Below are 25,158 nucleotides of genomic sequence, written 5' to 3' on the forward strand. Positions count from 1 at the left end.
TCGCCCGTTCGTGCTCGATCTGTTCGGCGACGAGGACACGCTGGCGCTGGCCGAGAGCCACCGCCCGCTGCCCGGCCGCTTCGGTGCAGGTGCCCGCGACCGGGCCGGCGTGCTGGCAGGGCTCGATGCGTTGTCGGAGGAAGCCGGCGGCGTCCTCGGCGTGGTGCTCGGCAGTGGATTCGAGGGCGCGCCGGATCTCATCGCCGAGATCGCCGCCCGCCATCGCCTGCTCGGTGCCAGCCCCGAGACCGTCGCTGCCCTCAAGGATCCGTTCCGTTTCGCCGACCTGTGCGAACGCCTCGCGATTCCGCATCCGCCGATCACCGCTGGCCCGGTCACGGAGCGCGGCGCTTGGCTCCTCAAGCAGACGGGGGGCTGCGGCGGTTCGCATATCCGCGCGAGTGCGGCCGGCACCGCCCCGCCGGGTCACTACCTCCAGGCCCGGATGCCCGGCCGTGCCTTTGCCCTGAACTTTTTGTCCGATGGCCGCCGCATCGAACCCCTGGCGCTGACCGAGCAGTGGCAGGCGCCCTCGCCACTGCGGGCGTTCCGCTATGCCGGCGCGCTCGCCCGCGGCCGCGGCGAGGCGGAGCCGGTCCCGGCCATGGTCACCGCGGAGATCGCCGAGGCGGCGCTTCGGCTCGCTCGCGCCACCGGCCTCTCCGGCCTCGCCAGCGCCGATTGCCTCGTCGATGGCGACACATGGTGGCTGCTGGAGATCAATCCGCGCCCCGGCGCCACCCTCGACGTGCTCGACAGGCGCCCGACGCCGCTCCTGATTCAGCATATCGAGGCGGCGCTCGGCCAGATGCCGTCAATCGAGGCCGCCCCGGCGGATGCGACGGGCGCCGAGATCTGTTACGCGGCCCGGACCTGCGCGGCGGTGCCGCCGCTCGATTGGCCGGATCACGTGCGGGACCGGCCGCGGGCCGGCAGCCATGTGGCGCGCGACGCGCCGTTCTGCACGGTGACGGCCTCCGGGCCGGACGCCGCGGCGGTCAAGCAAGAATTGCGGGCGAGGGCCGAGACGGTCCGCGTGCTGCTGGAGGAGACGGAGAACAGTCATGAGTTCCAACACGAGCGCGCCGAGCCTCAACGCCCTGGCCGGGCCGCTGGTCGAGAGCCTCGTCGCTGACGCGGCCAAGCTCCGGCTCATCGTCGCCCAGGAGAACGGCGCGCGCACCGTCGATGCCGGCGCCAACGCCCGCGGCTCGATCGAGGCCGGCCGGCGCATCGCCGAGATCTGCCTCGGCGGCCTCGGCACCGTGACGATCGCGCCGGTCGGCCCGGTCGCCTCCTGGCCCTACACCGTCGTCGTCCACTCCGCCGATCCGGTGCTGGCCTGCCTCGGCTCGCAATATGCCGGCTGGAGCCTCGCCGACGAGGAGGGCGATTCCGGCTTCTTCGCCCTCGGCTCGGGGCCCGGCCGTGCGGTGGCCGTGGTGGAGGAACTCTACAAGGAGCTCGGCTATCGCGACAATGCGACGACGACCGCGCTCGTCCTCGAATCCGGTAGCGCCCCGCCGGCCTCCGTGGTGAACAAGGTTGCCCGCGAGACCGGCATCGCCCCGGAGAACGTGACCTTCATCTACGCCCCGACCCAGAGTCTGGCCGGTTCGACCCAGGTCGTCGCCCGCGTGCTGGAAGTGGCGCTGCACAAGGCCCACACCGTCGGTTTCGACCTGCACAAGATCCTCGACGGCATCGGTTCGGCTCCGCTCTCGCCGCCGCACCCGGACTTCATCCAGGCGATGGGCCGCACCAACGACGCCATCATCTACGGCGGCCGGGTGCAGCTCTTCGTCGATGCCGACGATGCGGATGCCAAGCAGCTCGCCGAGCAGATCCCCTCCACCACCTCGGCCGATCACGGCGCGCCCTTCGCCGAGATCTTTTCGCGGGTGAACGGCGACTTCTACAAGATCGACGGCGCGCTGTTCTCGCCGGCCGAGGCCATCGTCACCTCGGTCAAGACCGGCAAGTCGTTCCGCGGCGGCCGGCTGGAGCCGCAGCTCGTGGACGCGTCGTTCGCGTAACGCGCCCATGTGAGACCCTCCCCCCTCTCGGGAGAGGTTCGTCGAGAGCCGATTTGACCGGAGTGCTCTGGCAAGCTTCTCGTTCCTCATGCTGAGGTGCTGCGTCAGCCGCCTCGAAGCACGCCGCGACGCGGACCCCAAGGGACCGGTGCCGCAGGATCGGTCGTTCCGGCGTGTTTCGAGGCCGAGCTTTCGCTCGGCACCTCAGCATGAGGACCGGCACGAACACCCGATCAGCTCGGTCAAACAGGCTCTGAGAAAAACGGAAAAAAGAGCGAATGCGCATCGGGCTCGCGGCCGACAACGGCAATTGGCACAAGGCGCGGCTGCGGGAGGCCTTGCGGGGCTTCGGCATCGAGCCGGTGCTGTTCTCGCTCGCCGACGTCGCCGTGGTCACCGGCGGCGGTGAGCCGCTGCGGGTGCCCGGCTTCGAGGACGGCCTGCCCGACGGCGTCCTGCTGCGCACCATCGCCGGCGGCACGTTCGAGGCCACCACCATGCGGCTCGGCGTGCTCCACGCGCTGGTCGCCTCGGGCGTCACCGTCTGGAACGGGCCGACGGCGATCGAGCGCTCGGTGGACAAGGCGGCGACCTCGCTTCTGATCGCCCGCGCCGGCTTGCCGACGCCCGACACCTTCGTCGTCTCGAAGCGCGAGGCGGCGGCCGAGATCGTCGCCCGCGAGGCGCGGCCGGGAAAACCGATCGTGCTCAAGCCCCTGTTCGGCTCGCAGGGCGAAGGGCTGATGCTCCTCGAAAACCCCGATGATTTGCCGGCGCAGGAGGCGGTGAGCGGTGTCTATTACCTTCAGCGCTACGTCGCCCGTGCCGACGGGCTGTGGCGCGACTACCGCGTCTTCGTCTGCGAGGGCCGGGCGATCGCCGGCATGATCCGCGAGGGCGACGGCTGGATCACCAACGTCCACCGCGGCGGCCGGCCCTTCGCCTGGGACGTGCCGGCCCGCGCCGCCGAACTCGCCGAGGCCGCCGCCGCCGCGGTCGGCGTCGATTATACCGGTATCGACCTCGTCGAGGATGGCGAAGGCGGCTTTCTGGTGCTGGAGGTCAATTCCATGCCGGCCTGGTCCGGCCTGCAGCAGGTGACGGAGGTCGACATCGCCGGGGCGGTGGCGCGCGGCTTCCTCAACGCGGTGCGCGCCGCTCGCCCGCCGCGGCTGGTCTCGGCGCTCGGATGAGCGGGACGCCGCCCGGCGGCCTGTCTGCGGCGACGGTGGCCGACCTCTACCGGGCCGCCTGCCTCGCCGAACTCGACGCGCTGAAACCCGGCAACGTCCACGGCTACGCCCCCGGCCACCGCATGGTCGTGGCTGATTTCGTCACCAGTGCCGACGTGTCGGCACCGCCGCTCGCTGGCGCGGGGGCGCGCGTCGGGCAGCGGGTGCGCGGCGGGGTCGAGGCGACTTTCGCCGCCGTCGAGCAGAACACCAATCTCGGCATCCTGCTCCTCTGCGCCCCGCTCGCTTATGCCGCGGAGCAGCCCGGCCCGCTGACCGAGGCCCTGAACGCCGTGCTGGCGGGGTTCGATGCCTCCGATTCCCGCGACGTGTTCGCGGCGATCCGCCGGGCCAATCCCGGCGGCCTCGGCCGGGCCGAGCGCCACGACGTGTCCCGAACCGATGACGGAGCGGTCCCGCCGCTGCGCGCGGCGATGGCGGAGGCCGCCCCGCGCGACCGCATCGCCCGCGCCTACACGGACGGTTTTCGCGACCTGTTCGCGATCGGCCTGCCGGCGCTGGTGGGCGCGCGGGCGCGCGGGCTCGTCCCGCCCTGGACGACGACCGCGGTTCATCTCGCCTATCTCATGGCCGTGCCGGACAGCCACATCGCCCGCAAGCACGGCCCCGACCGGGCCGAGGCGGTGCGGGTGCAAGCGCAGGCGACTCTCGCAGACCTCGATCTCGCAACGGCGCCAGTCGAGCAGCTCCTCGCCTACGACCGCGCGCTGAAGCAGGCCGGCCTCAATCCCGGCACGAGCGCCGACTTCACCGTCGCGACGCTGTTTCTCGACGCCCTCCTGTCCGCCCGTGGCGAGACCGTCTGAGCGTTTGTCGGGCCCTCGCCCGCGAGGGGACGAATCTTGTCGCGTCAAGGCCCCCCGGCTTCCAAAAAATCGCCGATTTCAGGGCTTTGCGCGGGTTGTTCGGCGGAATGGCCCGCTGTAGGGTCCGCCCCGCTATCCGGGCAAACCGGCTCGGCTCTCAGCCGGGCGCCGCAAACAAGGATGGCTTCCAGGCCTCGCCTCCTCTCAGGCCAGGCCTTTTTTCCGGAATCCAGGGAGAGACCCCGAATGGCAAAGATCACCAAGGTTCAGGTCGGCGAGGCCCTCGTCGGCGACGGCAACGAAGTCGCCCACATCGACCTCATCATCGGACCGCGCGGTTCGCCCGCCGAGACGGCCTTCTGCAACGGTCTGGTCAACAACAAGCACGGCTTCACCAGCCTGCTCGCCGTGATCGCGCCGAACCTGCCGTGCAAGCCGAACACGCTGATGTTCAACAAGGTCACCATCAACGACGCCCGTCAGGCCGTTCAGATGTTCGGCCCGGCCCAGCATGGCGTCGCCATGGCCGTGCAGGACGCGGTTGCCGAAGGCATCATCCCGGCCGACGAAGCCGACGACCTGTACGTGCTGGTCGGCGTGTTCATCCACTGGGAAGCGGCCGACGACGCCAAGATCCAGAAGTACAACTACGAGGCCACCAAGCTCTCGATCCAGCGCGCCGTTAACGGCGAGCCGAAGGCTTCGGTCGTCACCGAGCAGCGCAAGTCGGCGACCCACCCCTTCGCCGCCAACGCTTAGATCGGAGGCAGTCCTGGGCAGAGCGAGCCTCCGCCCGCACCGCGGGGTCTGCTCCAGCGACTGGCTTCGATCTTCCTTGGACGATAGTTGATGGATCGGGACGGCTTCGGCCGTCCCTTTCTTTTTGGGCGCGTGCCTGAACCTCAGCGCAGCCGCCCGTCATGGATCGCCGAGGCGACCAGCGCTCCGGCCGCCCCGGCCTCTTCGAGGCGTGCCGCGTCCTCCGGCCCGCGCACGCCGCCGGCCGCGTAGATCCGCCGACCCCCGCCCGCCTCGACGGCCCGCGACACCCCTGAGACATCGGGGCCGGACCCGGTGCCGACCCGTGCCAGCGTCATCACGATCACATCCTCGGGCCACGTCTCCGCATCGTCGTGCAGGGCGTCCGGTCCGAGCCGTTCCGTGCCCCGGCTGTCGAGGGAGAGCACGGCACGGTTGCCGAGCGCGCGCACGAGGTCCGCATCCCGCTGGCTCTCGCTGCCGATCACCGGGCGACCGAGCCCGAACGCGGTGAAACGCGCGACGCCCGAGAAATCACAGAAGCCGGCATCGACCCACAGCGTCACCCCGGGGCAGGCGCTGGCCACCGCCTCGAGGCTGGCATGGTCGGGCGCCCGGCCCTCCATGATCGCGTCGAGGTCGGCGACGTAGAGCCGGTCCCCCCCGACGGCATCGAGAAGGCCGCGGGCCACGTCGGCGGGTCGCGAGCCTCTGGCCAAGGGGGTGTCGATCGGGGCATAGGCGTCACGCTCGCCCGCGCGGGCGCGCACCACCTGCCCGTGGCGCAGGTCGATCACCGGGATCAGCCGAAACGGCCGCCCCTCAGAACCGTGAGACATCGCGTGAACCGGACTGGAACCAGGGTCATCGGGTGGGATCTCGGCGGGGTGCATGTCAAGGCGGCGCTCGTCGAGGAGGGCCGCGTAGTCGAGGCGGTGCAGGCGCCCTGCCGGCTCTGGCGCGGCGTCCCCGCCCTGGACGAGACCTTCGCGCAACTGCCGGACTGGGTGCGGGGCGAGGCCGTGCACGCCGTCACCATGACCGGCGAGCTGACCGATTGCTTCGCCGACCGGGCGGACGGGGTGCATCAACTTTCGGCCTGGGCGGCGGCGGCGCTCAAAGGCAGCGTGCGGATCTATGCCGGCCGCGCCGGCTTCGTCTCGGCCGACAACGCCCGCGCGCATGCGGCCGATATCGCCTCGGCCAACTGGCACGCCACCGCCGCCTTGATCGGCCGGCACGTCCCTCAAGCGCTGCTGGTCGATATCGGCTCGACCACCGCCGACCTGATCCCGATCGTGGCGGGCCGGCCCGCCGCGCAGGGCTACAGCGACGCCGAGCGGCTGGAGACGGGCGAACTCGTCTATACCGGCGTGGTGCGCACGCCGCTCCTGGCCTTTGCCACCCATGCGCCCTGGCGCGGCCGGCATACGCGGCTGATGGCCGAGACCTTCGCCAGCACCGCCGACATCTATCGGCTCACCGGCGATCTGCCGGAGGGCGCCGACCAGCAATACAGCGCCGACCTCAAGGGCAAGTCGATCCCCGAGACCGAGATCCGGCTCGCCCGCATGGTCGGCCGCGACCGGGGGGAGGGGAGTGCCGAGGAATGGCGGGCGCTGGCCGCGTGGTTCGCAGAGGCGCAACTGCGCCCCCTGCACGATGCCGCCGCCGTACTGCTCTCGCGCCCCGATCTGCCCGCGGATGCGCCGCTCGTGGTCTGCGGCGCCGGCCGCTTCCTGGCCGAGCGGCTGGCCGCCCGGCTCGGACGCCGCCCGGTGCCGCTCACCGAGACCATCGCCGGATGCTTGAACGGTGACGATGCTGCCTGGGTCTCGACCTGCGGCCCGGCGGTGGCCGTCGGCTTGATCGGGTGAGGAACGCGGCCGTTCCCGCGCGTTGACGGGGACATGTCACGAGGAGATGCGCATGACTGCAGGAAACAAGCTCGCCCGCATCCTGGCGACCCGCACCGGGGAGGCGATCGAGCTGGCCTTCGTCACGGAGGACGGCCGGACCACACGGGTGCTGGCGAGCGAGGACCAGATCGACCGCCTCGTGGATGAGCTGGAGGACGTCCTCAATTCGCCGGCCGAGACGGGCTCGGGTGAGCCGCCCGCGGCCGCCTGACGCTATCGCAGGAAGTCCCCGAAGGCGCGGGGCCCGTCGCCGGTCCCGATCGTGCCGGTGACCTGAAGGCTCGACGGGTCGATCAGGCTCAGGGCGTTGTCGCCCCAGTTGGCGACGACGATCGTCTTCCCGTCGTGGGTGGCGGCGATGCCCTCGGGGTGATCGCCGACATCGATCGCGGCCAATGTCTTCAAGGTGGCGGGGTCGAACACCGTCACGGTGTTGGAATACTGGTCGGTCACGAAGCCTTTGCCGGCAGCGAACGCGATCACGTAGGGCCGCTGGCCGGTGGTGACGCGGCCGGTTTCGCGGCCGGCGGCGACGTCGATGGCCGAGACATCGTTCGAGACCACGTTGGCGGTGTAGGCGTGGCGACCGTCCGCCGAGAGGGTCAGGCCGAACGGGTGCTGGCCCACGGACACTTGCCGCGTCTCCCGTCGGCTTCCCACGTCGACGATCGAGACCGTGTCGGATTCGCGGTTGGCCACCAGCAGCGTGGCGCCGTCCGGCGTCACCGCGATGCCCGAGGGGGATTTCCCGGTGGCGATCTCGCCCTCCAGCGTCAGGCCCGCCGCATTCGGACGCAGCACGAAGACACGGGTACCGTACCAGTCCGCGACGTAAACCTCGCCGGATTTCGGATTGACGCCGATGCCGAGCGGGCCACCGGGCAGATCGAGACTCGCGGTCACCCGGCGCGCGTCGAGATCGATGACCGAGACGCCGTGGCCCTCGGGGCGGGTGACATAGGCGGTCTTCCGGTCGGGTGAGAGAGCGATGCCCGCCGGCGCCCCCGGTACGGGGATCGATTGCAGGATTGTCTTGGACCCGAGGTCGATGATCTCGACGGCGTTGCCGAGCTGCGCCGTGACGAGGGCTTGCTGTGCCAGGGCGTGGGCGGGCAGCCAAGCCAAGCAGACGAGGCCCCAGGCCCAAAATCTCCCCCCGCTGCGGAGGAGAGGGTGGGACGGCCGGCGCCTCCGCCGAGTGAATCGAAGTGCGCCGGCCTTTCGCATCGTCGAGCCCTTACGAACCCTTTTCGGCCTTGGCCTTCACGTTCTCCAGCCCCGCCTTGTAGAGGCCGAGCACGGCCTTCTTGGAGGCCTCGTCGTTCAGTTCGGGCGGCGGATCGTTGTTCATGTAGCCGCGATAGAACGCGCCGCGCCACGTCATCTTGGTCTTGGCGCCGTCGCCCTCGATCTCGATCGTCGAGGAATAATCGTTCACCGGCAGGGTCTTCACGTCGACCTTGGTGATCCGATACATGAGGAGCTTCTTCTCGGCGTCGTATTTGGCGAGCTCTTCCTCGACCGTGGGGCCGCCCTTCAGGGTCAGCGTGCGGGTCGCCTTGACCTCGTTGCCGCCCTTGCCCTCGGTCTTCTCGACCACCGGAATCCAGCTTCCGTCCTGGAAGTTGCCGACGATCGCCCAGACCTTGTCGGCGGGGGCGTTGATCTCGATCGACTCCGACACCTTCTGCCGGGTCGGGCCGTGGGCCTGCGCGGCGAAGGTCACCGTGGCAAGCGCCGCCACGGCGGCGAGCGTCCTGAATTTCATCGTTTTTCTCCTCCCGTTGAGGCCGCCCAGCATGGCAGCCTCACCCCTCGTTCGAGCGACTTGTGTCAGGAGCCGCTCTTCTCAAGCCGGGCCTTGAGGTTCTCAAGGCTGGCATGAATCCAGGCCCGCACGCGCTTCTCCGAATTCTCGTCGTTGAGTTCGGGCGGCGGGTCGTTGTTCGGATGGCCGCGGTAGAACGCGGCCCGCCACTCGACCCGCGCCTGCGCGCCCTCGGGCTGCACCGAGATCGTGGCCGAGTAATCCTTGGCCGGCAGGTCGGTGACCTCGCTCTCGAGGATGTAATAGCCGAAGCTTCTATGCTCCGGATCGAGCTTGCGGCTCTCCTCGACGATGACGTGGCCGTTCTTCAGCGTCAGCCGGAAGATCGGCTTGTCCGCGCTGCCCTGCCGTTCGCCGCGCGCCACGTTCTCGATCCAGCCCGCATCGGCGGGGTTGCCGACCACCGCCCAGACTTTGTCGGGTGAGGCGTCGATGGTGACGCTCTCGACGATCTTGCGCCGGGTCGGCGCGTGCTGCGCCTCGGCCCCGACCGTGGTGACGGCGAGCGCCGCGGCGGCGAGCCATGCGATCCGCTTCAAACCGGAAATCTCCTTGAGCATCGGTTCAGTCTGTCGGCGCCTCACAGGGGGCGGCTCGTCCCGTCGAGGACGCGGCCGGTGCGTCCCAGGGCTCCCGCGACCTTGTCCTCGATCCAGTCCCAGGCCTCGCGCTCGGCGGGGCCGGCGGTCTTGGAAATGGCTATGGCATGATAGGCCATCTCCGTCAGGACCTTTTCCGGCTCCAGCATGTGGAGCCGCGTGGACAGAATCGCCGCCTCGATCACCGCGGCCTGCGCCCGGTTGTAGCCGATGAACGGCACGTGGCTCACCGCATGCACCATCCGCCCGCGGTAGCGCGGGCGCTGCGGATCGTCCTCGATCGCCGCCACCTCGAACTCGGCATGGCCGAAGCATTCGGCGAGGCGTCTCCCGGGAATGTGATCGCAATCCACCACCGGCCAATCGCGCCGCCCGGTGACGACGCCCGCGATCACCCGCACGTCGCTCGGGGCCGAGGCCGTGAAGTAGGGGCGCTCGGCGAGGTTGTCGATCGTGGGCGAGGGGCGGAACGGGGCGAGCACGAAATCCTCGCCCTCGCGGATCAGGCCGAACGGCACGAGATGCAGTGCGCCGGCCGCCGACAGGGTGGTGACGACGGTCTCCAAGATCAGCGGCATCTCAATTCCCGTCCTCGTCGGGCACCAGCCGGCCGCAGACGATGCGGCCGCCCTTCGGCTCGCTGAGCGGGTCGCGCTCCGATGCCGTACCATCCCCGGTCTCGGTTCGCGGCGGTGCGGCGTCGCGCTCCGGATCGGCCTGGGTCGCGCGCTCGGCGGCGGGCGCCGCGGGGCCGCTATGCTTGGTGTGCGCCGATTTCGTCGGTCCGGCTGCCTTGAAGGCGGTGGTGTCTTCCTGGGTGCGGTCGGCAGCGCAACCCCAATCGAGGGGTTCGTCCTGCACGTAGCGCTTGCCGAGGCGAAACGCGGTCTCGGCCTTGGTCAACTCGCCGCCGAGATAGAAGGCGTGCGCGCCGTCGCTCTCCACGCTCAGTTCGGGGAAGAAGGCCATCGCGTCGGTGCCGGTGGTGTGACGGTCGCGGTTGTAGACGTGGATGCCGTCCTCGGCGACGGCGATGCGGTAATTGGGATCGCGCACCTCTGCGGCGAGAGCCGCAATTTCATCGGAGGTCTGCACGAAGGGGCGCTTGTCGTGCAGCGCCAGCAAGTCGCGGCCGTAGCCCTTGGGCAGGGCGGCGTCCTCTTTGGCCGCGTACATCACCCGGCGGGCGGCGTCGTGCTCCTCCACCGTGCGGCGGGTGTGGTTCGAGACCTGCACGATCAGCACGTTGCGTAGGCTGAGTTCCGAGCACATGCCGACGAGAAGCGCCGTGACGCCGAGACTGTCGGCCTCGGTCAGTTCGGTGAGGTTGCCGGTGCCCATCATCATCTCGATGTTCGGCCAGCGCGCCCGGATCTCGCGGTAGCGGCAGATCGAATCGACGAAGCCGAAATGGATCGGCTCCAGGATCGGGTCGGCCATGAAGGGCCGGCCGGCCCGCTCCATCCGCTCGATGGCGCGGTCGAGGGAGGGCAGGTCGTCGGGCCGCATCGGCACGAGGACCGGCACCGCGTCGGTCTCGAAGGCGAGGTCCAGCGTCTCCTCATTGAGGCTGAGGAGATAGTCGGCGCCGGCCCGCGCCCCGCGGGTCAACTCGTCCAGCGAGAAGGAATCGACGCTGACCTTCAGACCGGCGCCCTTGAGGGCCCGCACGCTGTCTTCGAGATGGGGGAACGCGGTGTCGGGCAGTCCCCCGAGATCAATCACGTCCGCGCCGCGACGGGCGAGGTCGAGACCCTTGGCCAGGATCTGGTCGGGCGTCATCTTCGAGGCATCGACGATCTCGGAGAAGATGCGCAGGTCGTGGCGCGAGAGATCGACCTTGCGCCCGGTCAGGCCAAGATAAGCCGGCAAATCAACGATCTCGTCCGGCCCCCGCTCGACCGGAAGGCCGAAATGGGCGCTCAGCGCCTCCGGGTTGGCACGGCAGCGGCCGGGCAGGACGATCCGGGTCGCGCCCTCCGGCATTTGCACCCGGCGCTTGATGATCTCTTCGGTCATCAGCGCGGCGACCTTCACCCCGGCATCGGCGATGCTCCAGGTGAACCGCTCGGCCGGCAGCGTGGCCGCGACCTTTTCGAGGCGGGCATGGGCCAGCTTGCCGGTGATGAAGACGAGATGTTCGGGCGCGCTCATGCGGCGTGCCTTTGGCGGACATCCTCGGGGGCCCGGATCACGATCGCGCCGCGATAAGCGGCGGCAAAACGCGGGAACGCGGCATCGACGAAGCCGGCTCGTGCGAGGGCTGCAGGATCGGCCTGAAGCGGAAGTTTTGCCGACTTTACAAGCGTGCAACGATCGACGCCGAGCCTGCCGGCGAGCCACAGGGCGAGGCTGTCGGAGGTGACATCCCAGCTTTCGGCGATCTCGGCATGACCCGCTTTGAGCGCGACCGGATCCCAGATCACGGAGCGGCCCTGTGCGAGGGCATCGGCAACGGCCTCGGGGCTCGCGGCGATGGTCAGGCGCTGTTCGAGGGCGCAAAACACTTCGGCCATGCGGCCCATGGCGTCGAGGGCGAGGCAGTGGGCGAGGGTGTCGTCGAAGCCGAGCGCCGCTTGGGTCGTGCGCACCGCCTCGGCGAAGGCGCCGCCACCGGGCACGATCGCGACCGGTGGTTCCTCCACGCATTCGGCGAGGATGGCGCAAAGCCGCGCGCGGTCGGCGACGAGGCTGCCGCCGATCTTGACCACGGCGCCGTCGATTTTTCCCGTGAAGCGGGGAGGGGCGGGGGGGACGCCTGTCATATGCCTTACGCCGCGTCGGCCCGTGGGCCGTCCCGCATCGCGGTCACAGCCTGCGCCACCCGCGCGCCGTCCAGCGCCTGCCGCCGGTCGCCGGCGCGGCACAGGCCGCCGCGGAAACCGAGATAATCGGGGTCGAGCCGCGCGAGCGCCGGGATGTCGCCGAGGCCGAGCGAGCCGGCAAGCCCGCTCATCAGGCCGTGCGCGCGGCATCCGGCGACGAAGTCCGCCAGCTGCGGCGCGGCCATGAGAGTGCAAAGCGTGGTGCCGTTCTTGCCGCGGGTGTCGATCATCGCACCGACAAAGCCGGCTGCGGCGAGGCGTGCCGGCCCATCCGCGGCCACGTCATCCTCGGCGAAGAGCACGCCGATGACGCGGCCCGGCGCCCGCGCGGCGGCCTCGGCCAAAGCCGCATCGTCCGCGGCACCGACAGCGATCTTGATGAAATCCACGCCGGTTGCGGCAATGGTCGCGATGGCCACAGCGATTTCGCATCCGGTGCCGTCGCCGGCCACGGCGCTGGTGACCGCCCGCCCGCCGACATCCGCGACGATGGCGCGCACGGTCTCGGGCGGCAGCGCGCCGAGCGCCCCGCGCTCGGGATCCTTGGCGTCGATCAGGTCCGCACCGGCCCGGAGCGCCGTCAGCGCCTCGTCGGGCCCACGGACGCTGACGAGCAGGCGGGGACGCGCGGAAGAAATCGATACGATGTCGGACACGGGAAACGTTCTTGCTCAGCCTTGCGCGCCCGCACAAGCCCCGCCTCAGGAACGGCCGGGCAGCGGCTCGGCCAGGAGGCGGTTCTTCACGATCCACCGCGTGGCGTGGGACCAATCGTCGTCGGTGTTGGCTCTTATCACGACCTGGCCCCGGCGCACGACCTTGCCGGTCTCGGCCTCGGCGATGGTGACGACGAGGCTGAACAACTGGTTGGCGCCCTTGTCGGCGAAGGCGGTCACGGCGAGTTCCGCGCCCAGCGCCTTGGCGATCGGAGCGACGCAGTCGTTGCACTTGTAGAGCGGGCTCTCCTTGCGGATTTCTTCCGCCTGGGGGCCGAGATCGACGCTCTCGAGGCCGCCCTTCTCGGCCAGTTGCTTGCGCAGCACGTCGGTGACGAGGTCGAGGCGCTTCTGGTCGGCCGGCAGCGGCTTGCGGCCGTAGGCCAGCGTCGGATCGTTCACCTCCGCCGGGAAGATCGCAGCCTTGCGTGCCGCATCCTCCGCCGAGGCTGCACCGTTCAGCGTGGACAGGAGAGCGAGGGCGGGCAGGAGGGCGCGAAGTCGCATGGGGTGAGAGCCTCGGACGGGCGCGGGGCCGCGCGGACGGGCTTTAACTCGGTTTCCCGGAGGATTTGGCAAGCGTCGGCGCGACCGCCCCCGGAGCGTGTCGGCATGTTCGGCAACGGCGATGCGACGCGTGACAAAGCCGGCCCCGCGGTCGCTCGATCGCGCATCTTATGAAAATCTTATGCTTCTCTCGTTGAGGCCGGTGGCAAGATGTTGCTAGCGTGCCGGGCAATGCGTTTGTCCGTTCCGCTCCTCCTCGCCGCCGGTCTCGCGACCAGCCCGGCCGCCTTCCTGGCCGCTCCCATCCATGCCCGCGCCCAGGAGCCGAAGGCGGCCACCGGCGAGCCGCCGCCGGGTTCCCCCGCCGCCGAGACGCCCGCGCCGGTCCCCGGCTCCGAGACCCACATCGCCATCCTCTATCGCCCGGTGCCGGCGCCCTCGTCCTACGATGCCGAGGCCGATCCTGAAGACCTCGGCGTGGCCGGCGCGCGCATGGCGGTGAAGGACAACAACACCACCGGCCGCTTCACCAAGCAGACCTTCGCACTGGACGAGGTCGCCCTCGACGGCGAGCGCGATCCGGTGGAGGCGGCCAAGGCGCTTTCGGCCAAGGGCGTGCGGTTCTTCGTGCTGGCCCTGCCCGCCACCGAGGTGCTGGCGGTGGCCGACGCGCTGAAGGAGACGGGCGCGGTCGTCCTCAATGCCGGCGCGCCGGACGACCGCCTGCGCGGGGCCGATTGCCGCGCCAACCTGTTCCACGTGCTGCCGAGCCGCGCCATGCAGACGGATGCGCTGGCGCAGTACCTGACGCTGATGCGCTGGCGGAAGCTCTTTCTGATCACCGGCCCGACCGAGCGCGACAAGGCCTACGCGGAGGCGATGCGGAACTCCGCCCGCAAGTTCGGCCTCAAGATCACCGCGGAAAAACCCTGGACCTTCGGGCCCCTGGCGAAGGCCCGCGGCGACACGCCGACCCGGGCCGAGGCGATGGTGTTCACCCGCGGGCTCGACTACGATCTGGCGGTGGTCGCCGACGAGGAGGGCGATTGGGGTGATTACGTCCCGTTCCGCACCGTCGATCCGCGCCCCGTGGCCGGCACGCAGGGGCTGATCGCGACCACATGGCACCCGACCCTGGAGACCTGGGGCGCGGCCCAGGCGCAGAACCGTTTCCGGCGGCTCGCGAGCCGCCTGATGCGGCCGCTCGATTATCAGGTCTGGGCAGCGGTGCGCACGGTCGGCGAGGCGGCGACGCAGACGCGCAGCACCGATCCGGCCACGCTCGCGGCCCACCTCGTGAAGCCCGAATTCTCGCTGCCCGCCTACAAGGGCGTCTCCCTGACCTATCGGCCCTGGGACCACCAGCTGCGCCAGCCGGTCATCGTGGTGCAGCCCAAGGCGATGGTCTCGGTGGCGCCCGAGCAGGGCTTCATCCACCAGCGCACGCCGCTCGATACGCTGGGGGCCGACATGCCGGAGACCGCGTGCAAGCTGCCGTGACCGGTCGCGAGAGCGATCCGGGCGTGTCTGCGGGCGATGCGGCAATCCACCGCCCGGTGAGGTTCTGCCGATCATCTGTTTCTTCTTTGAGCGACGGGGCCGCGGGGGCCATGTCGCTCCAGCCGATGTGGACGCAGGCGCGCAAGACGACGCGCCGGAAACGACAGGGAGGACGCCGATGGTCGCTCGCTTGAGGGCAGGACTGGGATGCGCGCTGCTCGCGGGCGTATCGCTCGGGAGCGCAGGGAGCGCGCAAGCCTTTACCGCCTACGTCACCAACGAAAAGGCCAACACCGTCTCGGTCATCGATACCGAGACTCTGGCGGTGACCGGGACCTGGAAGGTCGGGCGGCGCCCGCGCGGCGTGACGCTCTCCAAGGACGATAAGGAGCTGTTCGTCTGCGCCAGCGACGACGACCGCATCGATGTGCTCGACACCGCGACCGGCAAGGTGGTCCGCTCCCTGCGCTCCGGGCCCGACCCGGAACAGTTCATCCTCGATCAGAGCGGCAACCCGCTCTACGTCGCCAACGAGGACGACAGCCAAGTCACCATCCTCGACATCGAGAAGAACAAGGTTTTGGCCGAGGTGCCCGTGGGCGTCGAGCCGGAGGGGATGGGCTTGTCGCCGGACGGCAAGATTCTCGTGAACACCTCCGAGACCACCAACATGGCCCATTTCATCGACACCAAGACCTTCGAGGTGATCGACAACGTCTTGGTCGATGCCCGGCCGCGCTTCGCCGAGTTCTCGGCGGACGGCAAGTTCCTCTGGGTGTCGGCGGAGGTCGGCGGCACGGTCTCGGTGATCGATGTGGCCACCCGCAAGGTCATCAAGAAGATCACCTTCAAGATTCCGAGCGTCACCGACGAGCAGATCCAGCCCGTCGGCGTGCGCCTGACCAAGGACGGCACCCGCGCCTTCGTGGCGCTCGGGCCGGCCAACCGCGTCGCGGTGGTCGATGCCAAGACCTACGAGGTGCAGAAGTACCTGCCCGTCGGACAGCGCGTCTGGCAACTCGCCTTCACGCCCGACGAGAAGCAGCTCTACACGACCAACGGCACCTCCAACGACGTGTCGGTGATCGATGTCGACGGGCTGAAGGTGGTGAAAAGCATCCCGGTCGGGCTGCTGCCCTGGGGCGTGGCGATCTCGAAGAAATGAGTTCAGTTCGCCGGCTAACGGCGATGGGAGGAAGCGACATGACATGGACGACGCGCCTTGGCCTCGCCGCTGCGGCCCTGATGCTCGCCAGCGCCCCGGCGGGCGCCCTCGACCTCACCAAGAAGCGGCAGAACCTGCCCGACCTCGTGCTCGGAAACGAGGAGGGCAACGACTTCGTGGTGGAGAACAAGGATATCGAGCTGGAAGCCGGCAAGGCGTATCGCCTGCGCATCGTCGCCAAGGGGCGGCAGGAATACAAATTCTACGCGCCCGAGTTCTTCCGCTACATCTGGTTCAACCAGATCGTGATCGAGCACAAGGAGATCCACGGCGGCGGCCCGCCCGACCATCTCGAGTTCGACGATCCCGGCGAGATCGCCATCGAATTCGTCGCCATCAAGCCGGGTGCCTACAAGTGGTACGCGCAAGGGCTTGAGGAGAAGGGCATGGCCGGCACGATTACGGTCAAGTGACGGGGGACATCTCATGATGCGCACACGCACCTCCCTTGCCGCACCCAGAGGCTTCCGCGGTGGCGCCCTGCTTGCGCTCGTGGTGCTCGCCACCCCGGCGCTCGCCGACGACAAGGCCGCCTGCGCCGACGGCATTGCCGCGGTGAAGGCACGCGTCGAGAAGCTGGTGCCCGAGGCCGTCCCGCAAAAACTCACCCGCGCGCTGAAGATCGCCGAGCGCGAACAGGGCGAGGGCGAGTTCGACGAGTGCCTGGAAGCGCTCGACGACGCCAAGCGGGCGCTGCCGAAGTGAGCGTTGCACGATGAGCGCGGCTCTTGAGGTCGCCGGCGTCAGCCACCGCTTCGGCCAGCGCGCCGCACTGTCCGACGTGTCGATCACCGTCGAGCGCGGGCATTTCATGGCGCTGCTCGGGCCCAACGGCGCGGGCAAGACCACGTTGTTCTCGGTGATTACCCGGCTCTACAACAATCAGGAGGGCCGGGTCTCGATCCTCGGCCATCCCCTCGACCGCGAGCCGTCGCGGGCGCTCGCCGGCCTCGGCGTCGTGTTCCAGGCGCGGACGCTGGATACCGACCTCACCGTCGCGCAGAACCTGCACTACCATGCCAGCCTGCACGGCATCGGCCGGGCGGCCGCGCGTGCGCGCATCGAGACTCTGCTCGCCCGCGTCGGGCTGTCCGAGCGGCGCGACGACAAGATCCGCACGCTGTCGGGCGGCCAGTCGCGGCGCATCGAGATCGCCCGCTCGCTGATCCACGCGCCGCGCCTGCTGCTGCTCGACGAGCCGACCGTCGGCCTCGACCTCGAATCCCGCGCCGACATCGTCGCCATCGTGCGCGCCCTGGTGCGCGAGGAAGGCCTGTCGGTGCTGTGGGCGACCCACATCTTCGAGGAGATCGCGCCCGAGGACGACGCCGTGGTCCTGCACAAGGGCCGCATCGTCGCCCGCGGTCGCGCCGGGGAGATCGGCGGCCCCGGCGAGACGCTGGAGGCCGCCTTCCGCCGCCTTGTCGCCGAGCCCGACAAGAGAGCCGTGAAGTCCGCCGCATGAGTTCCTCGTCCAACACCGCCGGCCGCACCGAGGGCGCCGCCAAGCCCGTCCCCCATGCGGGCCGGCTCGATGCGGTGGGCTATCTCATCGCGCTGGGCGGCATCGTGCGGCGGGAGCTGCTGCGCTTCTTCCATCAGAAGGAGCGGTTCTTCTCGGCGATGGTGCGCCCGCTCGTCTGGTTGTTCATCTTCGCAGCGGGCTTCCGCAACACGCTCGGCACCTCGATCACGCCGCCCTACGAGACCTACGTGCTCTACGAGGCCTACGTGGTGCCGGGGCTCGCGGTGATGATCCAGCTCTTCAACGGCATGCAGTCCTCGCTCTCGATGGTCTACGACCGCGAGGTCGGCTCGATGAAGGTGCTGCTGACCTCGCCCTATCCGCGCTGGTCGCTGCTGCTGGCCAAGCTGATCGCGGGCGTCAGCGTCTCCATCGTCCAGGCCTATGCGTTCCTGGCGATCGCGTGGTTCTGGGAGACCGACATTCCGCCCATCGGCTACCTCGCCGCCCTGCCGGCCTTCCTCGCCTCGGGGCTGATGCTCGGTGCGATCGGCCTGTTCCTGTCCTCGCTGGTGCGGCAGCTCGAGAACTTCGCCAGCGTCATGAATTTCGTGATCTTCCCGATGTTCTTTGCCTCTTCTGCCCTATATCCGCTCTGGCAGGTTCGGGCATCGAGCGAGTGGCTCTACCTGATCTGCCAGGCCAACCCGTTCACCCACGCGGTCGAACTGGTGCGTTTCGCTCTCTACGGGCGCTTCGAGCCGGTCGCCTGCGCCGTCGTGATCGGCACCGGCCTCCTGTTCTTCACCCTCGCCGCGATCGCCTACGATCCGGGCCGCGGCATCATGGCCCGGCGCGGCGGACCGGCCGGCGAAGCCGCCTGAGAGACCTCCCATGATCCCTCGTTCCGTTCGTGCCCCGCTTTGCCTCGCCCTGGTCCTCGCGGCGGCTCCTGCGCTCGCGCAGCCCAAGGCCGATCCGGATTGGCCCTGCCCGCAGCGCAAGGTGACGACTTTGGGCTACGGCTCGTTCTGGACCGGACCGGATCTCGCCGAGGCCGGTGAATGGGGCAGCGACCGCGAGGCGGCCCAGCTCGCCCGCAAGCTCGCCTCCCGCCGCACCGAACTGCGTGAGGTCGACACCCTGCTCGATGAGTTCGCGCAGAAGGCCGATCCGGCCGAGAAGGGCAAGCGCCTGACCCGCGTCTTCGCCGGCGTGTTCGAGATCATCAACGGCGAGCGCAGCACGGTGATGAACGGGATCAGCCGCTACGCCCAGGGCCAGCGCCGTCTCGCCGAACGCATCCGCGACGAGGCGGACAAGGTGAGCGAACTCAAGGACAGCCCGGAATCCGATTCCACCAAGGTCGCCTCCAAGGACGTCGCGGACCTGGAAAGCCGGTTCAACTGGGACCGTCGCATCTTCGACGAGCGCAACCAGTCGGTCTCCTATGTCTGCGAGGTACCGACGATTCTGGAGCAGCGCCTGGGCGAGATTGCCCGCCGAATCCAGGCGCATCTCTGACCCGCTTGCGGTCGGAATGGACGAATCCGTTTCCGCCGAACGCCGCGGCACGAGCGTATTGAGCCGGCCGGTCCGCGAGTCCGTGCCGGGATTCAGGCCAGGCCCCGGAGGTGGAAGCGTTTTGCCTTGAGAACTGCCGCCCTGCATTTTTGCTGTCTGATGCAATGCGGCCTTGGCTCGGGCGAAACGACTTCGGGCTGCGTTCCGGGATCGGCTGTTCTGGTTGTGACGAAGCGGCGGGATGTGCGGGCAGCCCGATTTTCGGGCGAGAAAGACCTGTCGCGATCTTGTTCGGAGCGGCTGACAAAAGCTGCCCAGCCGTTGCCGAATGATCCTGGTTGGGTCTGCCTTTTTATCCGTAAGTCTTTGACGGAACGGCAGAAACATGTTGCCGGAACACCACGCTTCGGCGGAAGCTTGAGCGTCTCATCATAATTGGTCCTGTAGAAGCTCGGCAGCGATTGTCGTTGCCCCCCTCCTTCAGCAACATCCGGCGACGGTTCCGCTCGAACGGGCCGCAAGCACGAATGATAAGGGCTGGGGAATGACAATGCGGGTGCTGCGAGGCAGCCTCATCGCATCGGTTGCACTGCTTCCGGGACATGTGATGGCGCAAGGCGCGGGCGGTGGACAGGCCGTTACGCTCGAAGAGATCAGCGTCGTCTCGAATACGCCGGTCGCGGCCTCGCGCCGGGTGGTTTCCACCTCGACCGCGTCGGGCCTGCGCGAAGTCACGGTCCTCGACGGCATCGACCGCAACAAGCTGCCGCAGAACACGAGCGTGCTGACCTCGGGCGACGTCTCGCGCGTCGGCTTTCCCAGCACGGTGCGGGCGCTCGACGAGCGCGTCGGCTCGATCAGCGTCAACAACGCCCAGGGCAATCCCTTCCAGCCGACGATCACCTATCGCGGCTTCGAGGCCTCGCCGCTCGGCGGCTCGCCGCAGGGCGTGGCCGTTTACCTCAACGGCGCCCGTTTCAACACCTCGTTCGGCGACACGGTGCAGTGGGATCTGATCCCCGACATCGCCGTCGATCGGATCGAGCTGGAGGGCTCGAACCCGGCCTTCGGCCTCAACGCGCTCGGCGGCTCGCTGGCGGTGACGCTCAAGAACGGCTTCACCTACCAGGGCAGCGAGATCAACGTGCTCGGCGGCTCGTTCGGGCGCGGCGCGGTGGCGTTCCAGCACGGCCAGCGCATCGACAATATCGGCCTCTACGTCGCCGGCACCAAGCTCGGCGAGGACGGTTGGCGCAAGCACTCGCCCTCACGGCTCAACCAGATCTATGCCGATCTCGGCGTGCAGGGCGAGAAGAGCGAATTCCACTTCAACGTCATCGGTGCCAGCAACAGCCTGACCGGCAACGGCACTGCCCCGGTCGAGTTGCTGAAGGCCGATCGCAGCGACGTCTTCACCTATCCCGACCAGACCAAGAACGACTTCCTGCGCTTCCAGCTCTCCGGCACCTACGACGTCACCCCGACGATCACCGTGCAGGGCAACGCCTATTACGGCCTGTTCCGCCAGCGCACCGCCAACGGTGACGCCGCCGACGTGGAGAACTGCGAGGTCGACGAGCGTTTCGTCTGCTCCGAGGGCGCGGACGACAACCAGTTCTTCCTGCGTGACCGCACCGGCAACCCCGTGCGGACCGACCGGCTGCGCACCTTCAACTTCGGCGGGATCAACCCGACCTTCGCCGACCGCTTCGACGAGGGCGGACCCTACGCCTTCCTCAACCAGACCCGCACCGACACCGACAATTTCGGCGCCACGGTCCAGACCGTGGTGCGCGAGACGCTGTTCGGCCTGCCGAACCGCTTCGTGCTCGGCGGCTCCTATGACGGTGGCCGCACCCGCTTCACGGCGGACAACTCCATCGGCGGCCTCACGCTCGACCGTGGCTTCTCGCCCCCCGGCATCGTCGTCTCCAGCGACGACGGCATCATCACGCCGGTCTCGGTGCGGACCTCGAACGATTACGGCGGCATCTACTTCAACAACAACACCGACCTGACCGACCGGCTGACCCTGACGCTGCAGGGCCGGTTCAACATGGCCAAGATCATCCTGCGCGACCAGATCGGTACGGCGCTGAACGGCGACCACTACTACCAGCGCTTCAACCCCGGCATCGGCGCGACCTACAAGGTCATCCCCGACTACCTCGTCGCCTACGGCGGATACACGGAAGCCAACCGCGCCCCGACCCCGGCCGAACTGTCCTGCGCGGACCCGCAGGCGCCCTGCTCGCTCACCAACTTCTTCGTCGGCGATCCGCCGCTGAAGCAGGTCGTGGCGCGCACGGTCGAGGCCGGTGTCCGCGGCCGCATCCCGCAGCCCGACGCGTATTTCGGCGGTATCCTGTCGTGGAAGGCCGGCTTCTTCTCGACCCGCAACGACGACGACATCCTGTTCGTGCCCGCCCCCGACACGATCGGCCGCGCCTACTTCCGCAACGTCGGCTCGACCAAGCGGCAGGGCGTCGAGGCGAGCCTGTTCTACAACGCGCCGCGCTGGAACGCCTTCATCGACTACGCCTTCGTCGATGCGACCTTCGAGTCGCCGGTCGAACTCGCCGCACCCGGCAACCCGTTCAACAGCGCGGGCGGCGACGAGAGCGGTGTCGTGCTCGTGCGTCCGGGCAACCGCCTGCCCGGCGTCGCGCCGCACCAGCTCAAGGTCGGCGTGCAATATCAGGTGACGCCGGAATGGCGGGTCGGCGCGCTCGCGCGCTTCGCCACGGGCAAGTTCCTCGTCGGCGACCCGACCAACCAGAACAAGACCACCGGCGACTTCGCGGTGTTCGGCTTCAACACGAGCTACCGCGTGGCGTCGAACATCGAGCTCTACGGCTACGTCGAGAACGCCTTCAACGCCAACTACGCGACCTTCGGCACCTTCTCGCCGGTGAACGAGGTTCCGATCGTCCGGGTGCCCAACGCCACCTCGAACCGCAGCCTCGCGCCCGGCGCGCCGGTGGCGGCCTTCGGTGGTCTGCGTATCCTGTTCGAGCCGCCGCCTGCGGCCCCCGTGGTCGAGCCTTTCCCGCTGGTCCGGAAGGGCTGAGCGGATCTCAGGCCCGAACACGCTCCCGGACCGAATCCGGTCCGGGACATCTCTCGGTCGACGCGAGCGGCGCGGTTCTCTTGAACCGCGCCGCTTCCATATTCGACCTCATCTCCAGGGGGCGGGCTCGAGCACCATCCCGAAAGGTGGTCTCCGGCTTTCGGGAAAAGTGAAGCGAAAACAAGCGCCTGAAGCATCGTCCCGGATCGGCATCCAGGACGATGCTTCAGACGCGATCTGTGATTTTCATCCTGCCTATTGCCAATGTCTCCCGGGCAAGTTACGCAATCGAAGCGAGGCCGAACGGCCGCTTGTCCCGTGGCATGTTTGCCCGAGGCATGGCGGTCGCGAGCGTCTCCGCGATTTTGCCGTTTGCCCGGTTTTGCCGGGCCTCTTCGATCAGGAGTTTGCCCCCGATGGCGTTCCGCCTCTCCTCTGCCGTTCTTCTCGCCGCGCTCGTCGCCGCTCCGGCCTACGCCGCCCCGACGACGACCACGAAGGTCGATATCGCCGCCTTCGATCCGGACAAGGACGGCACGATCGATCTCAAGGAGGCCCTGGCCGCCGGCTCCGCTGCCTTCGACAAGCTCGATCCGGATAAGGACGGCACGCTCGATGCCAAGGAGCTGAAGGGCCGCGTCAGCGAAGCCGACCTCAAGAAGCTCGACCCGGACAACGACGGCACCCTCGACAAGAAGGAATACCTCGCCGCCGTCGAGGCGCAGTTCAAGGCCGCCAACCCGGACAACGACGGCACCATCGACGCCAAGGAACTGGCAAGCCCGGCCGGCTCGGCCCTGGTCAACCTGATCCGTTAAATTTCCCGACACTTCGTCCGGGACGAACAGGGGTGCGGATCGCGAGATCCGCACCCCTTTTCTATGTCCGTCAGCGGTTCTCCGGCGTTGGGCGAAGCGTCGCAGAGCGGAACACGGAGGGGCCTTCGAGGACTGTTCCGGCCGAGGCGGACGGTCACGGGACCTGTTCGTCACAAGCTGATTCGGAGGAGCCCCCACCCCATGCGCATTGCCCTGACTCTGCCCGTTGCCCTCGCCGTCTTCGTCACTGCCGGCCCCGCCCTGGCCGTCAACTGCAAGGACGACATCTCCACGGTGGAGCGCCGGCTCAACAGTGCCGGGGCGGAGCAGGTGACGGGCAAGGAGCCGCCGGGCGGCGTCACCTCCTCGAACTCACCCAAGGCCCTCGACAAGCCGCCGGCCGGCGCCCCATCCGACCCCTCGACTAAGCCGACGAAAGCGGGCGTGGAAGAAGCGCGTACCCTGCTCGCCAAGGCGAAGGAGCAGGACAAAGCCGGCCAGGAGACGGCCTGCCAGGACACGATGACCAAGGTGAAGGAGAAGGCCGGCGCACTGCCCTGATCCGGCGCGACGGCGAAGTCGGATCATTTCTCGAAACATGAAGAGGCCCAGGACTGCGCTCTGGCGGTCCTGGGCCCCGTCCCGTTCGTGGTCTCAAGGATCCTCAATACGCGTTGTCGGTCTTGAAGAGCGCCAGCGGCGTGGTGAGCAGGATCTTGAGGTCGAACAGGATCGACCAATTCTCGATGTAGTGCAGGTCGTGCTCGACCCGGCGCTGGAGCTTCTCACTGGTGTCGGTCTCGCCGCGCCAGCCATTGATCTGCGCCCAGCCGGTGATGCCGGGTTTGACCTTGTGACGGGCGAAGTAGCCGTCCACCACCTGATCGTAGAGGGTGTTCGCCGCTTTGGCCTGGACCGCATGCGGGCGCGGCCCGACCAGCGAGAGATCGCCGCGGATCACGTTGAAGAGCTGCGGCAGCTCGTCCAGCGACGTCTTGCGGATGAAGCGGCCCACGGGCGTCACCCGGGCATCCGTCTTGGTAACGAGTTGCGATGCGCCCGCATCGCAAAGATCGACATACATCGAGCGGAACTTGAAGATCTCGATCAGTTCGTTGTTGAAGCCGTAGCGCTTCTGCCGGAACAGGACCGGCCCCGGCGAGGTGAGCTTCACTGCGAGGGCCACGGCGATCATCGCCGGTGATAGGACCAGCAGCAGCAGCAGGCCGACGAGGCGGTCGAACGCGCCCTTCAGAATGACGTCCCAATCGGCCAGCGGCTTATCGAACACGTCGAGCAGTGGCACGCCGCCGAGATAGGAATAGGCGCGCGGGCGCAGGCGCAGCTTGGTCGCATGGGCCGAGAGGCGGATGTCGACCGGAAGAACCGAGAGCTTGGCGAGCATCTGCAGGATGCGCGTCTCGGCGGAGATCGGCAGGGTGAACACCACGAGATCGACGGGCGCGTGGCGGGCGTAGGTGACGAGGTCGCTGACATTGCCGAGCTTGGGGTGGCCGGCGACGTCCGTGCTGGATCGATCATCGCCCCGGTCATCGAAGATCCCGATGATGCGGATCCCATTGTCGCCGCTCGCTTCCAGGGCATGGATCAGTTCCACGGCCGCTGGTCCGCCGCCGACGATTGCGGTCCGTCGGTCGAAACGCCCCTTGGCCATCTGCAGGTTCACGAAGGCCGAAAGCGCTGCGCGTCCGCCGAGCAGCACTCCGAGGCCGGCCATGTAGTAGCTGAGCAGCCAGATCCGGGAATAATGGTCGGCCACCTTGCCGAGCACCATGGCCGCGGCCACCATCAGGAACGCGATGGACCAGCCGGTGGCGAGCTTCACGGCCGTTCTCGGCAGATCGCGGAAGGCGCCGATCCGGTAACTGCCCGAAGCCTGGAAAAGTCCGAGCGCCGCTATGGTCACCGCCAAAATGGCGGCGAGGTAGCGCGGGGCGAGCGGCACGACGCCGCGCAGCAAGGCCTGATGCAGAGCCAAGCCAAGCAGGATCAAGCCGCAGAATTCAGCGAGCCGCACGCAACCGGCCAGCACGACCGGCGACAGCCAAGTCGCTTTCGGCGGGGGCGGGGCAGGAATCGATGCGGATACGGACGGTGCGGAGTCAGGATTCTCGTCGCTGTAGAGCGCGAGCGGCGCCGGCACGGATGTCAGTGAGCCGTTCTCCCGCGCGACCTTGAGCAGGTCCCGAACGTCGATGGCGCTCATCGGAATGTTCCACGTGAAAACATCGAGCCTCTCCGGCCGTCGAGTGTGCCGGAACGACCTTCACAAAAGCCTAATGTGCGG

General features: G+C 68.6%; 27 protein-coding genes. 17 read left to right on the forward strand and 10 right to left on the reverse strand.

All coding sequences use genetic code 11. The features are described from left to right. Positions 1 to 10 precede the first annotated feature (10 nt). The 5 genes from E4V01_RS09185 (at position 11) to fae (ending at position 4,854) form a co-directional block, all read left to right on the forward strand. Positions 11 to 1,135: an ATP-grasp domain-containing protein gene (locus E4V01_RS09185; RefSeq protein WP_135298177.1), complete on the forward strand. Its 1,125-nt coding sequence runs from the start codon at positions 11 to 13 to the stop codon at positions 1,133 to 1,135. Then, entirely contained in the window at positions 1,065 to 2,036 is a 972-nt protein-coding gene (gene mch / locus E4V01_RS09190; RefSeq protein WP_060769454.1) for a methenyltetrahydromethanopterin cyclohydrolase, read from the forward strand. Before E4V01_RS09185 ends, mch begins: the two co-directional genes overlap by 71 nt. A gap of 278 nt (positions 2,037 to 2,314) precedes the next feature. Continuing rightward, complete coding sequence (locus tag E4V01_RS09195; RefSeq protein ID WP_135298141.1) at positions 2,315 to 3,229, forward strand: RimK family alpha-L-glutamate ligase; 915 nt, start codon at positions 2,315 to 2,317, stop codon at positions 3,227 to 3,229. Beyond that, complete coding sequence (locus E4V01_RS09200; RefSeq protein WP_135298142.1) at positions 3,226 to 4,095, forward strand: triphosphoribosyl-dephospho-CoA synthase; 870 nt, start codon at positions 3,226 to 3,228, stop codon at positions 4,093 to 4,095. The genes E4V01_RS09195 and E4V01_RS09200 overlap by 4 nt, the downstream gene beginning before the upstream one ends. A 246-nt stretch (positions 4,096 to 4,341) precedes the next feature. Next, positions 4,342 to 4,854, forward strand: coding sequence for a 5,6,7,8-tetrahydromethanopterin hydro-lyase (gene fae / locus E4V01_RS09205; RefSeq protein ID WP_003604760.1), 513 nt, complete (start codon positions 4,342 to 4,344; stop codon positions 4,852 to 4,854). Positions 4,855 to 4,997: 143 nt separating this feature from the next. On the opposite strand, the gene E4V01_RS09210 is transcribed toward fae, so the two are convergent. Beyond that, the gene (locus E4V01_RS09210) at positions 4,998 to 5,693 is read right to left on the reverse strand and encodes a HisA/HisF-related TIM barrel protein (RefSeq protein WP_135298143.1); all 696 of its coding nucleotides are present in this window, start codon (positions 5,691 to 5,693) and stop codon (positions 4,998 to 5,000) included. Between the two features lie 3 nt (positions 5,694 to 5,696). Between E4V01_RS09210 and E4V01_RS09215 the strand changes: the two genes are divergently transcribed. Together E4V01_RS09215 and E4V01_RS09220 are read left to right on the forward strand one after the other, a co-directional pair. Continuing rightward, the gene (locus E4V01_RS09215; protein ID WP_135298144.1) at positions 5,697 to 6,731 is read left to right on the forward strand and encodes a hydantoinase/oxoprolinase family protein; all 1,035 of its coding nucleotides are present in this window, start codon (positions 5,697 to 5,699) and stop codon (positions 6,729 to 6,731) included. A gap of 52 nt (positions 6,732 to 6,783) precedes the next feature. After that, entirely contained in the window at positions 6,784 to 6,984 is a 201-nt protein-coding gene (locus E4V01_RS09220) for a hypothetical protein (protein ID WP_060769459.1), read from the forward strand. 2 nt (positions 6,985 to 6,986) lie between these two features. On the opposite strand, the gene E4V01_RS09225 is transcribed toward E4V01_RS09220, so the two are convergent. From E4V01_RS09225 to E4V01_RS09260, 8 genes are all read right to left on the reverse strand, one after another. Further along, positions 6,987 to 8,000: a YncE family protein gene (locus tag E4V01_RS09225; RefSeq protein WP_245517480.1), complete on the reverse strand. Its 1,014-nt coding sequence runs from the start codon at positions 7,998 to 8,000 to the stop codon at positions 6,987 to 6,989. Positions 8,001 to 8,010: 10 nt separating this feature from the next. Continuing rightward, entirely contained in the window at positions 8,011 to 8,541 is a 531-nt protein-coding gene (locus E4V01_RS09230) for an SRPBCC family protein (RefSeq protein WP_135298146.1), read from the reverse strand. A 65-nt stretch (positions 8,542 to 8,606) separates the two neighbouring features. Then, positions 8,607 to 9,140, reverse strand: a complete 534-nt coding sequence (locus tag E4V01_RS09235) for an SRPBCC family protein (RefSeq protein WP_371688515.1) — start codon at positions 9,138 to 9,140, stop codon at positions 8,607 to 8,609. A gap of 41 nt (positions 9,141 to 9,181) precedes the next feature. Further along, positions 9,182 to 9,778, reverse strand: a complete 597-nt coding sequence (locus E4V01_RS09240; protein ID WP_135298148.1) for a DUF447 domain-containing protein — start codon at positions 9,776 to 9,778, stop codon at positions 9,182 to 9,184. Position 9,779: 1 nt separating this feature from the next. Continuing rightward, the gene (locus E4V01_RS09245; RefSeq protein WP_135298149.1) at positions 9,780 to 11,354 is read right to left on the reverse strand and encodes a DUF6513 domain-containing protein; all 1,575 of its coding nucleotides are present in this window, start codon (positions 11,352 to 11,354) and stop codon (positions 9,780 to 9,782) included. Next, positions 11,351 to 11,965: a uridylate kinase gene (locus E4V01_RS09250; protein ID WP_135298150.1), complete on the reverse strand. Its 615-nt coding sequence runs from the start codon at positions 11,963 to 11,965 to the stop codon at positions 11,351 to 11,353. Before E4V01_RS09250 ends, E4V01_RS09245 begins: the two co-directional genes overlap by 4 nt. Before the next feature lie 5 nt (positions 11,966 to 11,970). Next, entirely contained in the window at positions 11,971 to 12,681 is a 711-nt protein-coding gene (locus E4V01_RS09255) for a (5-formylfuran-3-yl)methyl phosphate synthase (RefSeq protein WP_135298151.1), read from the reverse strand. Between the two features lie 45 nt (positions 12,682 to 12,726). Further along, complete coding sequence (locus tag E4V01_RS09260) at positions 12,727 to 13,248, reverse strand: DUF3280 domain-containing protein (protein WP_060769466.1); 522 nt, start codon at positions 13,246 to 13,248, stop codon at positions 12,727 to 12,729. 231 nt (positions 13,249 to 13,479) lie between these two features. Here E4V01_RS09260 and E4V01_RS09265 point away from each other — a divergent pair, with 231 nt between their 5' ends. From E4V01_RS09265 to E4V01_RS09310, 10 genes are all read left to right on the forward strand, one after another. Continuing rightward, positions 13,480 to 14,748 (forward strand): ABC transporter substrate-binding protein, encoded by a 1,269-nt coding sequence (locus E4V01_RS09265; protein ID WP_135298152.1) that lies wholly within the window; start codon positions 13,480 to 13,482, stop codon positions 14,746 to 14,748. Positions 14,749 to 14,926: 178 nt separating this feature from the next. Beyond that, complete coding sequence (locus E4V01_RS09270; protein ID WP_060769468.1) at positions 14,927 to 15,913, forward strand: YVTN family beta-propeller repeat protein; 987 nt, start codon at positions 14,927 to 14,929, stop codon at positions 15,911 to 15,913. 38 nt (positions 15,914 to 15,951) lie between these two features. Further along, positions 15,952 to 16,386, forward strand: coding sequence for a hypothetical protein (locus E4V01_RS09275; protein WP_060769469.1), 435 nt, complete (start codon positions 15,952 to 15,954; stop codon positions 16,384 to 16,386). A 13-nt stretch (positions 16,387 to 16,399) separates the two neighbouring features. Beyond that, positions 16,400 to 16,678: a hypothetical protein gene (locus E4V01_RS09280; protein WP_135298153.1), complete on the forward strand. Its 279-nt coding sequence runs from the start codon at positions 16,400 to 16,402 to the stop codon at positions 16,676 to 16,678. Positions 16,679 to 16,688: 10 nt separating this feature from the next. Further along, positions 16,689 to 17,438 (forward strand): ABC transporter ATP-binding protein, encoded by a 750-nt coding sequence (locus E4V01_RS09285; protein WP_135298154.1) that lies wholly within the window; start codon positions 16,689 to 16,691, stop codon positions 17,436 to 17,438. Next, positions 17,435 to 18,322 carry an ABC transporter permease gene (locus E4V01_RS09290; protein WP_135298155.1) on the forward strand — a complete coding sequence of 296 codons (888 nt, stop codon included), beginning with the start codon at positions 17,435 to 17,437 and terminating at the stop codon, positions 18,320 to 18,322. The genes E4V01_RS09285 and E4V01_RS09290 overlap by 4 nt, the downstream gene beginning before the upstream one ends. Before the next feature lie 10 nt (positions 18,323 to 18,332). Next, the gene (locus E4V01_RS09295) at positions 18,333 to 18,962 is read left to right on the forward strand and encodes a hypothetical protein (RefSeq protein ID WP_135298156.1); all 630 of its coding nucleotides are present in this window, start codon (positions 18,333 to 18,335) and stop codon (positions 18,960 to 18,962) included. A 550-nt stretch (positions 18,963 to 19,512) separates the two neighbouring features. Further along, a complete protein-coding gene (locus E4V01_RS09300) occupies positions 19,513 to 22,032 on the forward strand; it encodes a TonB-dependent receptor (RefSeq protein ID WP_060769474.1) in 2,520 nt (839 codons plus the stop codon). A 416-nt stretch (positions 22,033 to 22,448) separates the two neighbouring features. Then, positions 22,449 to 22,850 (forward strand): EF-hand domain-containing protein, encoded by a 402-nt coding sequence (locus tag E4V01_RS09305; protein WP_056111238.1) that lies wholly within the window; start codon positions 22,449 to 22,451, stop codon positions 22,848 to 22,850. A 201-nt stretch (positions 22,851 to 23,051) separates the two neighbouring features. Continuing rightward, positions 23,052 to 23,411 (forward strand): hypothetical protein, encoded by a 360-nt coding sequence (locus tag E4V01_RS09310; protein ID WP_060769475.1) that lies wholly within the window; start codon positions 23,052 to 23,054, stop codon positions 23,409 to 23,411. 103 nt (positions 23,412 to 23,514) lie between these two features. Here the strand turns inward: E4V01_RS09310 and E4V01_RS09315 are convergent, their stop codons facing one another. Then, positions 23,515 to 25,077: an undecaprenyl-phosphate glucose phosphotransferase gene (locus E4V01_RS09315; protein WP_135298157.1), complete on the reverse strand. Its 1,563-nt coding sequence runs from the start codon at positions 25,075 to 25,077 to the stop codon at positions 23,515 to 23,517. Positions 25,078 to 25,158: the final 81 nt, after the last annotated feature.

Source organism: Methylorubrum sp. Q1, assembly GCF_004683995.1.
GTDB lineage: Bacteria > Pseudomonadota > Alphaproteobacteria > Rhizobiales > Beijerinckiaceae > Methylobacterium.

Coding starts and splice junctions, on each gene's coding strand:
- mch (WP_060769454.1), top strand. CDS start 1,065: ATGAGTTCCAACACGAGCGCGCCGAGCCTCAACGCCCTGGCCGGGCCG.
- E4V01_RS09195 (WP_135298141.1), top strand. CDS start 2,315: ATGCGCATCGGGCTCGCGGCCGACAACGGCAATTGGCACAAGGCGCGG.
- E4V01_RS09200 (WP_135298142.1), top strand. CDS start 3,226: ATGAGCGGGACGCCGCCCGGCGGCCTGTCTGCGGCGACGGTGGCCGAC.
- fae (WP_003604760.1), top strand. CDS start 4,342: ATGGCAAAGATCACCAAGGTTCAGGTCGGCGAGGCCCTCGTCGGCGAC.
- E4V01_RS09210 (WP_135298143.1), bottom strand. CDS start 5,693: ATGTCTCACGGTTCTGAGGGGCGGCCGTTTCGGCTGATCCCGGTGATC.
- E4V01_RS09220 (WP_060769459.1), top strand. CDS start 6,784: ATGACTGCAGGAAACAAGCTCGCCCGCATCCTGGCGACCCGCACCGGG.
- E4V01_RS09225 (WP_245517480.1), bottom strand. CDS start 8,000: ATGCGAAAGGCCGGCGCACTTCGATTCACTCGGCGGAGGCGCCGGCCG.
- E4V01_RS09230 (WP_135298146.1), bottom strand. CDS start 8,541: ATGAAATTCAGGACGCTCGCCGCCGTGGCGGCGCTTGCCACGGTGACC.
- E4V01_RS09240 (WP_135298148.1), bottom strand. CDS start 9,778: ATGCCGCTGATCTTGGAGACCGTCGTCACCACCCTGTCGGCGGCCGGC.
- E4V01_RS09245 (WP_135298149.1), bottom strand. CDS start 11,354: ATGAGCGCGCCCGAACATCTCGTCTTCATCACCGGCAAGCTGGCCCAT.
- E4V01_RS09250 (WP_135298150.1), bottom strand. CDS start 11,965: ATGACAGGCGTCCCCCCCGCCCCTCCCCGCTTCACGGGAAAAATCGAC.
- E4V01_RS09260 (WP_060769466.1), bottom strand. CDS start 13,248: ATGCGACTTCGCGCCCTCCTGCCCGCCCTCGCTCTCCTGTCCACGCTG.
- E4V01_RS09265 (WP_135298152.1), top strand. CDS start 13,480: ATGCGTTTGTCCGTTCCGCTCCTCCTCGCCGCCGGTCTCGCGACCAGC.
- E4V01_RS09270 (WP_060769468.1), top strand. CDS start 14,927: ATGGTCGCTCGCTTGAGGGCAGGACTGGGATGCGCGCTGCTCGCGGGC.
- E4V01_RS09275 (WP_060769469.1), top strand. CDS start 15,952: ATGACATGGACGACGCGCCTTGGCCTCGCCGCTGCGGCCCTGATGCTC.
- E4V01_RS09280 (WP_135298153.1), top strand. CDS start 16,400: ATGATGCGCACACGCACCTCCCTTGCCGCACCCAGAGGCTTCCGCGGT.
- E4V01_RS09285 (WP_135298154.1), top strand. CDS start 16,689: ATGAGCGCGGCTCTTGAGGTCGCCGGCGTCAGCCACCGCTTCGGCCAG.
- E4V01_RS09290 (WP_135298155.1), top strand. CDS start 17,435: ATGAGTTCCTCGTCCAACACCGCCGGCCGCACCGAGGGCGCCGCCAAG.
- E4V01_RS09295 (WP_135298156.1), top strand. CDS start 18,333: ATGATCCCTCGTTCCGTTCGTGCCCCGCTTTGCCTCGCCCTGGTCCTC.
- E4V01_RS09300 (WP_060769474.1), top strand. CDS start 19,513: ATGCGGGTGCTGCGAGGCAGCCTCATCGCATCGGTTGCACTGCTTCCG.
- E4V01_RS09305 (WP_056111238.1), top strand. CDS start 22,449: ATGGCGTTCCGCCTCTCCTCTGCCGTTCTTCTCGCCGCGCTCGTCGCC.
- E4V01_RS09310 (WP_060769475.1), top strand. CDS start 23,052: ATGCGCATTGCCCTGACTCTGCCCGTTGCCCTCGCCGTCTTCGTCACT.
- E4V01_RS09315 (WP_135298157.1), bottom strand. CDS start 25,077: ATGAGCGCCATCGACGTTCGGGACCTGCTCAAGGTCGCGCGGGAGAAC.